The organism is Nocardia sp. NPDC049220, assembly GCF_040647855.1.
In the GTDB taxonomy this organism is placed as follows: domain Bacteria; phylum Actinomycetota; class Actinomycetes; order Mycobacteriales; family Mycobacteriaceae; genus Nocardia.
The window spans coordinates 209539-223729 of the sequence record NZ_JBEZDA010000007.1 but is presented as its reverse complement, the minus strand read 5'-3'; the positions used below and the strand labels follow the sequence as shown (position 1 = coordinate 223729).

Here is a 14191-nt window from a genome sequence, read left to right as displayed (position 1 = left end):
TGGCCGCCGCGCCGCGGGAGACGACCCCCGTCCGCGACCGGGCAGGCGAGGTCGGTAACCAGCTGGCGCGGCTGCTCGGCTTGGCGGAGATGAAGTGGACGAACAAGGTATTGCGTCGTCGCGTCGCGGCGCTGGGCGCGGGCCAGGGGGCGGAACGGGCCGGTGTGCTACTCGACCGGCTCACCGGACTGCGTGACCTGGAGGCCGCCGGTTACCGATGGCAGCAGGCGATGGCGCCGAAGCCGCAGGATCGGCTGGGGCAGTTGGCCAGTCGACTCGACACGCTGTTGGACGAACAGCGCATGCTGCGCAACCGTCGGGCCGAGGCGCGGGAGCGGATCCGCGCGGTGGCTCGCCACGAGGAACTGCCGTGGCGGGAATGGGGTAGCCCGACCCAGCGCCCCGGCGTGCTCCGGTACCTGCGCGCACAGCGTCACGACCAGCTGCTCGCCGCGCTCGATCCGGATTGGCTGGCCGAGCGGTTCGGCGGACAGGCGCCGCAGGAGCTGGCTCCCGAAGCGGTGCAGCAGCTGGTCATGGAGTTCCAGCGGTACTCGCAGGTGGCGAACACCGAGGCCCGCGCGGCGGTCGAGGCGCTGTACCGGATCGACGCGGCCTATGCGGCGGCCGTCGAGTTCAACGAATGCGATGTGCTGCTCGCCGGTGTCGAAGGCCGGATCGACGCTCTGTTGGCCGAGCGGGCGCCCGCGACGCTGCCGCCCCGCCCACTGCACCCGCCGCCCGTCGTCGAGCAGCCGGTCGGTGTGGTCAAGCGGGCGTTGGCCAAGGTCCGTGGGCTGCTCGGCGGGACTCCGGCCGGCGGTGACGCGGTCACCGGCCATCAGCGGCCGGGTATCGCACTGCGCAATCAGTGCGGGGTGGACCTGGTCGATGATGTCGTTGCGGTCACCGGCCGCGAGGGCCTCGGCTTGGCGCCGGCCAATCCGGATGAGGGCACCATGGTCAGTGCGATCGTGGCTCATCTGGATGTCCCGGGCGAGCTGCCGGTCGAGCCGCGGTGGGTGGCCGGGATCGGCGGCGCCTACGACCTGCTGATGGCGGTCGGCAAGGATCGCGACCGACGAAACCCGCGCAACGGCACCGGGATCGGCATCCTGGTGTTCGACCCGACGGTGATAGGTCGTCGTGGCGACGGCGATATGGGCCACGGCCGCTGGCTGGTGCGTCGGGTCGAGAACGGCAGGGTCAGCGCCGAGCTCCGGGACCCGGCAGGCAACATCCTGAACCCGAATTTCGTTCCGAGCCCGCAGGACCGCCTGAGTCGGGCGGCGGTGATCGTGCTGGACCGGCACGGTAAACCGGTGTGGCTGGCCGGTCCGGACGGCCTCGACCCGGCCTGGGATCCGAAGGACGACTTCGCTATCGGCCGTTCGCCGGAAGCCGCGCTGGTTCCCGGTCCCCGACCGTCCGTCACGGCGCTGGTGGACATGCGCCGCTACGCCCACCTGGCGTGGGAGCGGTTGCATGACAAGCTGGTTGCCGAGCACCACCATGAAGTGTCGGTGCGTCGGGGGTCGGCCACTCGGCGCACCATTACCCGCGAGCTGGGCGCGGCGCGGGCGACGTTGGCGAGCTTCCTCACCGATGCGACCGCGGCCGAACTCGCCAGTGACCTGCGGGCCCGGCTGGTATTGGCGCGACTGCGCCGCCGGGTGAACCTGTCCGACGAGATAGCCGACGCGGCCGATACGTTCGAGGAATCGCATGATCGCGCCCAGCGATTCGCCGCGTACGACGCCCATGCCGATGCCACGGCCTTGGTGGATCGGGTCGACGCGCTGGCGCACTACACCCGGGCGCGGGTGCGGCACGGTCTCGCGAACCAGGCGGAACTGGACCAGGTGCTCGCCGAGGTGGCGCGGCTGAACCGCATGGCCGCCGCGGTTCTCGATGTCGAGCACGAGAGCGAACTGCCCGCCCAGGTGCGCGGTATGAGCATCGAGAGCGTCATGAGCGCCTACGGTTGGCATCCCGATGACGAGCTGCCCGAACCGGATGTCGAAGCCCATATCCGGGAGGTATTCGCCGAAGCCCATGAGAAACTCACCGCGGCGCTCGGCACCGATCCGGCAGCTCTCGACCCGATGGAACTTGCCCGGCGGACTGGGTCCGTCGAGGTACGGCCGGAACGCGCCAGTGGGGTGGAGCTGACCCTGGCCACGCTGGGAGTGGCCTTCGAGGAGACCCGGCAACTCAGAGTCGCGATCGACCGGATCTATGCCCGCGAGACCACCCTCGCCGCGCGCCGAAAGGCGTTCGCCGCCGCGGTGCGGGCCGCGACCGCGACACTGCCGGAGGATTACCCGACCGGCGCTGATATCGTGCTGGGCGAGTGGCTGATTCGGCTGCGCAACGACGCGTTGCGGCGGCGCGAAATCCGTCGCGATGTCATGGCGCGGGTCGGTGTCGCCGCGGAAGCGGTGACCGACGCCACCATCCAAGAACTGGTGGTCCGACGCGTCCGGCTGGCCACGGACTTCTCCGACCTGTTGCACCGACACCGGTCGATCTCGATGCCGGAGCAACCGCTGTCGTCGGAGCAGGTGACGCTCTGGGTCGAGCGGCTGGAGCAGGAGCACGCACCGAACCAGCAACTCCTGGAGACCGCATCGCTGCTGCGTGACCTCGATATCGCTCATGCCGAACTGATCCCGCTGATCCGCGCCAACGCACACATTGTCGCCGTCGACATGCTGGAAAATGGGCTGCGCGAGACTTATTCGCAGATCCGGACCGCGCCCGCCGACTCGCGCGAGGTGGGCCGATGGGCCGCGCGCATGGGACTGCTGGATGTCCAGCGCGGCGAAATTGCCGCGGTGCTCGAGGAATTGCACGCCACTGTGGCGCGTCTCGATGCGACCGGGACCCAGCTGGCGGAGCTCGCCGACGTGGTCGGGATGCCGCTGGACGGGCTCGGTGACGGCCAGACGTTGGTCGATGAACTGGAGCGGAGCACCGCTGAGGAAACACTGTCGATGCAGCGGGCGCTCGAGCTCGGCGCCATGACCACGGTGGCGCGGACCCGGGTCATGCTGCGCGAGGAGGTCGATCGGCTCGCCGATGACCTGGACGAGCGGTTGGCAGCGCTGCCCGACCTATTCGCCGGAATGGCCACCGAACCCGATACCACCGAGCAGGCGCCGGCGAACGACGATGCCGTGATCGCACCGGATATCTATGTCGGGGTCGGAAAATGTGCTCCGCCGGTGGCCGCGATGACTCGGCGTTATGTCGGGGCGGATACCGGGTCGTTGCTGTCGGTGTTGCCGCAGGTGGTGCTCGAGGATGCCGCCGCCGCGGAAAATGTGACCGAGGATGTGTTCCTCTCCGCGGCGATGGTGGGGGATTGGGCGCTGAGGTTCACGAAGCGAGGCGCGGACTCGGCGCAGGCGGGTGGGCCGCTTGCCGAGGCGGTCGAGGAGGTGCTGCACAACGGCGGTGTGCGGGCGCTGGTTGTCGGTTTCGGCGCCAAGGGTGGGCATGTCGTCGGGCTGGAACGTGTGGTTCGCGATGGTCGATACGCGGTGGTTCTGCGGCATGTCGACGAAGACGGCTGGTGGCGGGAGTTCGAGGGCGTTGCCCTGGACGAGGAGGTCGCGCGCCTGGGCCGGGACGCGACCGAGGTGATCGCCGCGGGTGTCGACGGCAATGGGAACAAGTTGGCGCCGGTGCTCGAGGACGACCGGGCGAGGGAGATCCGCGACTCCAAGGCGCTGCAAGGCACGCTGCGCGGCACGGACGGGCCCGCGCAACCCGATGAACCCTCGAAATCCTTCTGGAAATGGTTGCGCCCAAGGCGCAAAAAGCCCACGAACCGGGATATCGACCGGAGGGGCAAAGCCAGTATCGTGGCCGCTGTCGCTGACGGCTCCGTGGCGTCCTTCGCGCCGCTGATGTTGGTCCAAATGGGTGTTCCGTTGGAAGAAATCGCCCTGGCGACATCTGTAGCTCAGGTGGGCGCGCTGGTAGCCGGATTGGCGGCCGGACCGATTACAGACAGGGGCAATAACCTTACGACGCTGAAACTGGCGTCGGGAGCCCAGGCCGCGGCTATGTACACCGCAGGCGCCTTTTTCCTGTTCGAGCTGCCCGGAGCCACAATGGTCCTCATCAGCGCGACTGTCGTCGCTGAGATGACCAAAGCCATTATCGATAACACCGGTCCCGCCTACAGTAAGAAATTGGCGGCTGGAATAGCGGAAGACATCAAAGCCGCCAACCGATACACGGTGCTGCAGGGCGCCCTCGCCAGCGCAGTCGGCAAATCGGCGGGCCCCGCTCTCGGGCCGTTCTCGCTCGCCGTGAGCGGTACCTCCCACCTGGTGAATCTAGCGGTGCTACGCGGGCTTCCCTCGATGCCGCCGGACAAGGCGGGCCAGCCAGCCCTGCTCGATGGGCCCCGCTATATGTTCAATGACCGGTTCATGAAGTATTACCTGTTGCTGAGCCCCTTGACGAACGCTGGATCAGCGGTAGGGCTCTTGCTTCTGGCCGACATAGTCGGCAACGGGGATTATTCGAAAGCTACCGCGGGACTTCTCGCATCAGGGATCGCCACCGGGATGCTGGCGACAAAGTTCCTGGTGCCGAGGAAGTGGGTTGAAAGCGCCAAACTGTCATGGACATTCCCGGCCTCGGTAGCAACGTCGGCGGGCCTTCTGCTCGCGTATGCGAACACAACGAACGAATATGTCCTTTTGGGATCCATGGCTGCCGTCGGTTCGTCCAACTATGTCAACAACATCGCCTACCAGGGGCATCTGAGCCGCGTAATTCCGGAAAATGCCCTCGGTGGTGCGCAATCGTCGCTCACCATATTCCAATCTGCCGGCAGAATATCCGCCGGCGTGGCCGCCTTCGCTGTGCTGCCGGTGCTGGGTACTTATGGGATCGGGATGGCAACCGCCGGAATGTTCGGTTTGCTGACCGCCGGGGCGGCTGCGCTCGGGATTTCCATCCGTAAGCTGGAAATGGGACAGCCGCAGGTAGCCGGTGCATCGACCAGGCACCCCGATGCCGGCATCCCCGACCCGGCCGTCGTCAGAGGCGGCGCCATCGAACTCGCCCGCATACGAGCACGCGGCGATGACAACTCACGCGAAGCCGACTACATCGAAACCCTTCTCCGCGCGCACCTGCGACCCATCTCAGCCGACGGGACGGGCCCTATCGCCGTTGCCGTCGAAACCGTCGGCGACCCAGAAAACAGCATCGACCTCATCCTCCTGGTCGTCCAGAAGGGCGGCGACGAATTCGGCCTGATCATCGACAACCCCGACAACCCCCGCGTACGCACCATCGACGGCGATGAATACGGCGAAGACGACCAGGGCGTCGTCGCGGCGTGGGTCGCCTACTTCACCATCAGGGAGCAGGGCCAACTCATCCCGCGCGGTCGAGGAGGCCACGCCCGCGCATACACCCAACCCAAGAGCCAAGGCGAGCCGAGCGCGGGACCGGCCGGACCCGGAATCCGAGGCGAGTCGAGCGCGGGACCGGCCGGCAGGTTCCTGCGTCGGATCTGGCGGCGTCGCAAAGCCCTCGACCCGGTCGGTGAAGGTGACCTCGGACATAGCCTGCCGGATTCGGAACGGCCGCTGACGAATCAGAGTGCGCCCGTGCCGCCCGCTGACATCGAACCCGATCCGATCGAACGCTCCTACCAGAGATTGCTGGGTCGCTTCGACCGCGAGATTGCCGCCGAGCTCGACCGCCTCCACAACAGCGAGGACCAGCGCGCCGCTGCCGAAGGCTTGGCCACCTATGTGCGCTATGTCCGGCCGAATGATCCAGTGGGCGTCGGATTCTGTGCCCCGCCGGTGGCGTGGATGATGCTGGCACCCGATGCCGCGACGGGGTCGCTGGATGACGCGGCCTGGCTGGAGGTGAATCACCGTGCGCTGCGGGGGGAAGTGGATGAGCTGGCGCTGGTCGAGGCCGCGCGGGTGGGGGATTGGGCGCTGTGGTTCGGATCGGTGGCCGAGGCGGTCGTGGATCTGGAGCGGCGTGGCGGGTCCCGGATGCTGGTGGTGGGTCGCGGCGTAGGCGCAGGTGGGCACGCGGTCGGGTTGGAGTGCGCCCGCGGTGCGGACGGTGAATTCCTCCGGGATGCCGATGGCCGGTTCGTGGTCGTGCTGCGACATGTCGACGAGAGCGGGGTGTGGCGGGAGTTCGCGGGCGCGGATCTGGCCGCGGGTGTGGCGGGGCTGGATGCCGGTGCGGTAGAGGTGATCGCCGCTGGCCGCGATGCTCAGGGGCGGACGTTGCGGGAGCGTGTCGAAGACCGTGCGGAGGCGCTCGCCGGTATCCGCGATGTCGAGGGCCGCCCGCGGACCGTCGGTGCGGTCCTGGACGGCGCGATCCTCGGCGTATCGCCACAGGACGGACCTGCGGCGCGGCGACACCTGCGGCTGGTGTCGGATTCCGCGCCGGATAGTGGTTCCGGTAGTGCGGGTTCGGCAGCACCGAACCTGGCCGGAATTCGCGATGTTGTGGCGAATCAGGTGGCCGAATCGCGGCAATACCCCGCCCGGACCGGGGTATTGACCCCACGCGGGTTGGCGAATCTGCGCCGCCATCGCGCCGAGGAAGCGAAGCGGGCCGGTGCGGAATTGGACCCGCCCCTGCCCAGCGCCGCGCTGACCCCGGACTGGGTCGCGATGCGGCACGTGAACCGTGGTGCCGATAGTGGTGTCGGCAGTGTGGTGCGCCTCGACCGTCTGCTGGCGGCGGAGCAGGCATTCAGCCGCAAACGGGCACAGCTGGACGGGCTTGTGGCGCTGGACCGCGCCACACGCGACGCGGTGACCAACCGGCTTTCCGCCAGTCAGCGCTATACCGATCGGTATGGCGAGCATGTGCAGAACTTCGGTGCGGACGCCGCGCACCTGACCGCTGACCCGACGGGGTTGTTCCAGGCGCGAGTCTTGCGTGACCGGGCCTATCGCCTCGCGACAGCCGTACCCAGCCAGCGGCGCGACTCGCTGGATCGTTTGGTGGAGGCCGCACAGGATTTCCAGCGGCTCGATGCGGAATGCGAGCGTCTGAACGCAGTCTCGGACCGGCTCGAGGCCACGGTGTCCGACGATATCCAGGTCATCCACCGGATTCAGGAGCTCGAGCGGGACCTCATCCGGATGGCGGGCCTGTGTGGGGTGTCCGAGAGCGTAGTGACGCTGGGCTACCAGGCGCCGGACGCGCTGCGCGGCATATGGTTCAGACGGCAGCGGCAGTCCGCTCTGGCGGGCCAGCAGCAGCTCCTCGACATGATCACGGTCGCCGAGGAGTTCATCGAACTGCGGGAGCAGGCCGAGAAGATCGACCAGCGCTGGGATCGGATCGCCGGTGACGTGGCGCCGGTGGGTGACACCCTGCCGTTCCCGCCCGCATTCGGGGCGAAGGGACGTGCGGCGAAGGTCTGGGCGCGTCGGCACAAGTTCGACAGCACCGCAGAGTTTTTCGCGTCACTGATCTCCGATGATCGGTGGACATTGGCCGAAGGTGGCCACCCGCAGCAGCCGGTAGATCTGACCGGCATACCGGCGCGGTGGCTCAACCGGATCCACCGGTACGAGATCGTGCATCGGATCTCCGCTTTGACCGAGGTGCCGGCGAACCGATACACCGCCGAGCAGCAGCGGCAGTCCGACGAGCTGGGTCAGCTGGTGACGCTGTTGGCGCAGGCCGAGCGTCAGGCGGCGCGGATTCCGGGTGCGGAGCCGACGCCGGTACATCTGTTGGCGCTGGACGAGCCGGCGTTCGCATTGGACGATCTCGACACCACCCGCCGATGGGAGGTGCACACCGGCCTGACAGCGGCAGCGGGATTGGCGCGGGCCGCGAACCACCAGACCGCGGGTCTGCTCGGCCGTCCGGACGGCACCGGCCGGCGCATCGAGGCCACGGCCCAGATCGTGGTGGCGAACCTCGAGGGAAATACGCGACGGGCCGCGACGCGAGTGATCGAGCACATCAACGGCTGGCTGTCGACGCGCGCCCATCTGCCACACGCCGGGCCCCGACCAGAGGTCGCCTTGGTCGAGCACGCCGAGGGCGCGGCCGTCGTGGCGGCGGTGATGGGCGACTTCGACCACGAATTCGGGCCGACCGGTGTCGTCCACCGCCTGCATTCGGTCTTTGAATCGGTGCCGCCGGAGTCCCTTGCCCCGTGGCGCTCGCCGGATGTCTCCCGGCTGTCGCCGCCATGGCATCGAGAGGATCTGGAAGGGGCCGAGTCCAAGGACTGCACCGCCTATATCATCGCCGACTGGACTGGTGCGGACCCGCGCAGCCTGGCGGGTGTCACTCGCAATGCCGATGAACTCAGCGCTGGGCTGCGCGGCAACTGGCAGCCGACGGATTTCGGACTCACCAGGCCGGCCGTGGAAGACGACCCGGTGGTACCGCGGACGGGCGCCGACCGTATCGCCTTGGACGTGATGAAGAGGGGCCGCGGCGCCCGGGCTGCGCTGGTCCGGGTCTACGACGACCGGACCGCGCATGTCAGCGAACTGGTCTACGAGGGCGGCGTGAACTCCCTCGGCCTGCCGTTGTTCACCATGCGCAACTGGGAACTGTCGACGGCGAACGCCGGCGCACTGGAACGCCCACGGGTAGAGGCGATTACGCGCGAATATATCTGGGGACAACAGCAACCTGGTGTCGTCGCCGAGCACGCGATCTTCGCCGATCGGCGGCGCATTCCAGTGGGCGAGTATGTGCCCGGCAGTGGCGAACCCGGTGTCACCAAGCCGCTGGACGGTGTGCAGATCGGCAGTGAACCGTTGCCGACCAGGCCGACGGTGTCGTGGACGATCGAGCGGCGAGCCTGGCTGAAGTGGCTGCGGGTGTCCTCCTTGATCCACCCGGGCGCCGCGGACCCGGCGAGCGCGCCGATAACCGCGATGCTGCACAGCCAGGATTGGCAGAAGCGCTGGATCGATGATGCGGTGATCATTTGTGCCGCGTTCGCGGCCAGGGCATTCCGGTGGACCCGTGGTCCGTTGCAGTTGCGGGCGACAACTGGCGAGTCGTCGGAGCATCCGACGTTCGTGCTGGAAGCCATGGTGGATGAGCTGCCTGAGGTGGCTCGACCGTCGGTGCAGTTCGCGCCGGAACAGACCCCTGCCTGGGAAGGTTGGTACCCGCGCGGCAATGGCTTCGTGGTATGGGTGCGGGTCGGTTCGGAACGTGACGAGAACTACGAACTGGTGCACGAGGCCGTCGCGGTGCGCGAGGTCCTGGATTTGTTCCAGCACATCGACGAATCCGCCGCGAACGTGGTCGCCGCGACGGTCGGGATCGTGCTGGACGGCGCCGACGATGCCGGGCTGAAAACGGAATTCAGCGATGATCCGGATTTCCCGATGCACACGCTGCGGGTGCAGCACGTTTCTGGCCTCGACCTGTTGTCGGTGACGATCTTCGACGATCCGACTTCGCGGGTTTACATGACTGTGCCACTCCGGCAAGGCAATTCGTGGCGAGTCGGCTTGGCTGTCCGGGCGCTGTCGGAGCTGATCGGTGATTGGCCCGCCCAAGAGCGGGACCGAGTGCTGGGCGCGCTGTTCCAGAAGATCTCCGATCGGCTGGCCAACGGCAATGGCGCGCTGCATGCGCAGGTGAGTGGTGTGCTGCCGACCCGCCGGCTGATCGTCGAGTTGGACTCCGATGCCGAGCCGGTCGACGACCGCGATTCGCAGGATGAGACTGTCGCCGAACCGATGGTGTTCACCGAAAGGCTGGTCGGCCGCGGCGGCGTCGAAGCGCTGTTCCCGGATATCGACGAAGCCACCGCGGAGTTGGTCGCCGCGATGGTCGGGATCGTGCTGAACGGTGTCGACGATGCGTTGCTGGAGCCGGAATTCGCCGATGACCAGAGCTTCCCGGTGCAAACTCTGCGGGTGGCGCACGCTTCGGGCGTCGAGCTGTTGTCGGTGACCATCGGCGATGATCTGATTCCTCGAGTTTCGATGGAAGCACCACTCCGGCAAGATAATTCGGAGCGAGTCGGCGTGATTTCGCAGGTGCTGTCGGAGCTGATGGGCGATTGGCCCACCGACGAACGCGACCGGGCGCTCGGGATGGTGTCCCAGCGTATTTCTGATCTGCTGGCCGACGGCAATGGCGTGCTCCGAGCGCAACTGCGTGGTGTGGTGGGGGCCCGGCGGCTGATCGTCGAGTTGGCGGCCGAGGGCGCTGCGGCCGACGATCGTGGTCCGCTGCGTCGGACTGTCGTCGAGCCGATGGTGTTCACCGAAAAGCTGGTCCGCCGCAGGCGCGTCGACCCGGCGGGCGAGGAACTCCGCGACGAAGTCGCCGAACTGCTGGACCCGACGCCGTACGACGAGGAGCCGATCCACCAAGAGCAGCTGCCGCCGCCGTCCGGTGTGCCGTCGCCGACTCGGCGGACAGAGTTGTTGCCGATCGATCGCCCGTGGTACGGCGGGGTGTTGCCTTTCCTGCGCCGTCGGGGCGACCTCGATCAAGTGAGCGTCTTGGTGGCCGACAAGTTGGCCCGCGACGGTTGGTCGATGAGTCAGATCGACTATGCGATCGCGACCTGTATTCCGTTCGTGACCAGAGTATTGCGGCTGACCAAGGGTCCGCTGACATTGCTGGCGACGACCGATGGGCCGCCGGACAGTGCGATGTTTGTCCTGCAAGCCGAGGTCGATAAGCCGCCTGTGGTGGCTCGGCCGATGGTGCGGAGCGTGCCGGAGGCGACCCCTGCCTGGGAAGGCTGGGAACCGAACGGCAGCCGCTTTGTGATGTGGGTGCGGGTCGGTACGAAACGCGACGACGAGAACAACGAACCGGTGCATGAGGTCGTCGCGGTGCGCGAGGTCCTGAAACTGTTCCCGCATATCGACGAAGCCACCGCGAAATTGGTCGCCGCGACGGTCGGGGTCGTGCTGGACGGTGCCGAGGATGCCAACCTGGAAACGGAATTCATCGATGACCAGGATTTCCCGGTGCAAACGCTGCGGGTGGCGCACGTTTCTGAGATCGATCTGTTGTCGGTGACCATCGACGACGAGCTGATCCCCCGGGTGCGAATGGAAGCGCCACTGCGGCAAGACGATCCGTGGCGCGTCGGCTTGGCGATGCGGGCGCTGTCGGAAATGATGGGTGATTGGCCCGCCGAAGAGCACGACCGGGTGCTCTCGGAGTTGTTCCAGAAGATTTCCGATCGGCTGACCAACGGCAATGGCGTACTCCGTGCGCAGGCGAGTGGTGTGATCGGGACCCGGCGCCTGATCGTCGACTTGGCCACCGGACCCGATCCGGTCTACCACCGCGGTCCGCTGGATTCGACCTTCGTCGAACCGATGGTGTTCACCGAAAGACCCGTCGGCCGCGGGGGTATCGAACCGGCGGGCGAGCAACTCCGCGATGAAGTCAGGGGGATGCTGGGCCGCACGGCGCTGGAAACCGTCCTCCGGACGGATATCGACCCGGTCGCCGCCGAAGGTTATGCCCGGTATCGCGAGCTGTATCGCAGGCCCGACGGCACGTACGCGCCGCTGGAAAAGCATATCGACGGTCTGCCGGTGACCGACGAGACTCCCGCGCACAAGCGCTTCGATATCAACAGTCGTAGGACCTTCTGGGACCTGCCGCCGTACTGGAAGGCGCAGGTCCGTGCCAGCGCCAGAACCGCGTTGCAGGCCGCCGCGCACGCCCACGATCACGGGGTCGGCCTGGGCAACTTCCTGGCGGTCGACTACGTCGCCGCCATGGTGCACGAGGCCTGGCTGCTGCCCGTACGGGGCGGACGGGTGCTGCCGGAACAGCGCGGCAGCTATGACGATCCACTCGGCGACGGTCTCGACAAGCTCAATCAGGAAAAGAACAAGATCTGGGCTCGTCCCGCCATCGCGGCCGTGTACTCCCATATCCGAGCCCAGGAACGCGCTCAGGCCGATGCCGGTGCGCCCGAAGTGAATCACGACGTCGACCCGACCGCGATGACCCGCGCGGACTGGGGACGACGCAAGGGTGGGCTGCGCCAGGAGATCGGCGATCTGATGCGCTGGCACGGTTGGCGCGATCCGCGTCAGCAGCGGTATGCGGAGCGACTGATCAAAGCTCTGGTCAACAAGGCATTCCGACTCGGCGATGTGCGGGTGCGGTTGACCGCCCAGGTGGACGGCGATATCGACACGCAACGCCTGCATGTCGACGTGGTCGTCACCAGCCCGGAACCTGTGGTGGCATACGAGCTGCGGCGCAACCTCGACAAGGGAATTCCGCAGCTGGATGTGCTGACTGGCAACTGGGGCGTCGAACCCTTGATCGATGGCAAGACGGTCCGGCTGGAATTCTTCCAGCGCGGTGGCGCTCGACGGCCGGAGCTGACCCTTGGCCTGATCGAGACTGCCGATCCCGACCAGCGTAGGGCCGATAACCAGGTCGGAACCAGCTGGTTGAACGCGCGTCTGGCCGCGATGGGGTTGCCGGCCCAGATGATCAACGAAACGGTAGTCGTGGGCTCCGAGATCATCGGGAATGGGCTCAAGTACACCGAGGGCCCGGTGACCGCCACGGTGGACCTGCACGGCGACGCCCAGGGCTCACGCTGGGTGATGGTCAGGGTCAAGGACACCAGCAGCAAAGTCCCCTTGCAGCCACGACCGGCATGCCCACCCGGCGTCGACCCGGTGGAGTGGGAGCTGCAATGGGCTATCGGCAGGCGCGGCAGGCGGGTCACCGACGGATACACCAACGGGCGCTGGGGTTGGTACCACGTGCCCGAAGGCAAAGTGATCTGGTACGTCATCGCCGAAATCGCCGAGGCAGGTCCGGCGGTGGATCCGGTTCCCGGCGATGGCAGCGGTGAACGGCGGCCGCCGTGGCTGACCGCGGGTGTGCCGGCCATGCCGACAGACCTGGCTGCGGCACTGGACTACCCGGCACGAGCGCAGGATCTGGCTGTCGCCAGCCCGTTCGGTGGGTTCGATCGCCGCGTCCGCGTCGACGGTGCGGTGTGGGCGAATGCCCTACCGGGCCATGAGCCGGGCAGCGGCGAACGCGGCAGTGCTCCGAAGCCGGGTCCGGATCACGTGGCCGATCTCGGCGATGCCGCGGCTCCGGCCCGGGAACAAGCGCAGCCGGTGCAACCGCGCGCCGAGATCGCGGCGCTGATCGCGGAGCGAATCAGGCTGCGCGACAAGGTTGTCGAGCTACTGCGCGAGCAACGGGGCGATGTCGACGTGGCAACACCGCTGAAGGCGTTGCGCGCGTACGGCGAGCAGGTCTCCGACGACTCGGTGCGCCACGACATCCGCACTTGCCTCGACCGGCACGATGAACTCTTCGCGAATGAGCTGGTCTTGCGGGAGCGGGCGGCGGGAATTCCGGATCAGGCCGGGGCAGCCGCGAATACACCCGCGCCACCAGCCGAGCCCGAAGCGACCGGTGCGATCGTGGAGCACGGCGAACACGCCGGCAGACCGGTCGTCACCATCGCCCTCGACGACACCCGGTTCGTCAGCGACAGGCGCGAGATCTCCCCAACCGACGGCGACAGCGCCTACCGCCGGCCCATCGACCAGGCTGATGTGCTCGCGGAAGTGGGCGACCCGCAGGACCAGTGCTGGGCGATTGCCATGGGCATGCTCGGTTTCCCGGTCCGCAACAACGGTCTCGGCGGCACCCCCGTGTGGCAGGCCGTGCAGGAGAAGGGGTGGACGACACAGCGGTTCGAGGTCGACCCGGAGCAGTCGCACCAGCATGTCGAAGCGGCCTTCCTGGCCTGGGTGAACGGCCTGGATCCGACCGCGCGCAATGGCGCGGCGCTGCTGGTCATCGACGGCCTGCACCAGGCCCGCGACGGTATCAACGCCCACGTCCGGTTGTGGAAATTCATTGGTGACAGCGAGGGCCGCAACGGTGCGATCCTGGAACAGGACGTGGGCAACGGTCGGGTCGGCGCGCCGAAGGGCGTCGAGGCGCCGCAGAACTTGCGCGACATCTGGACCGTCGCCTTCACCGATGGACCGGAGCGTGTCAACGACGCGTCCACCATCCTGCCCGGTGGCGAAATCGTGGCGGTACCCAGGGACGTGGTCGCTGGTGCCACTCCGGTGGCGCGTCCGCAGGCCCCGAGCGGTCCGGAACAGGAACGGGCCCGCCGGTACTTCGAGGATCTGGTGCTGGCGACCGACGC

The 14191-nt window shown here is 67.4% G+C and carries 1 protein-coding gene (cut by both window edges); it reads left to right on the top strand.

All 14191 nt of this window come from inside a single coding sequence — locus tag AB0C34_RS18780, alpha/beta fold hydrolase (protein WP_357074110.1), on the top strand. Of the gene's 109890 coding nucleotides, 42568 precede the window and 53131 follow it; the stretch shown corresponds to coding positions 42569-56759 — codons 14190 (partial) to 18920 (partial); the first complete codon in view begins at position 3. Both the start codon and the stop codon lie outside the window.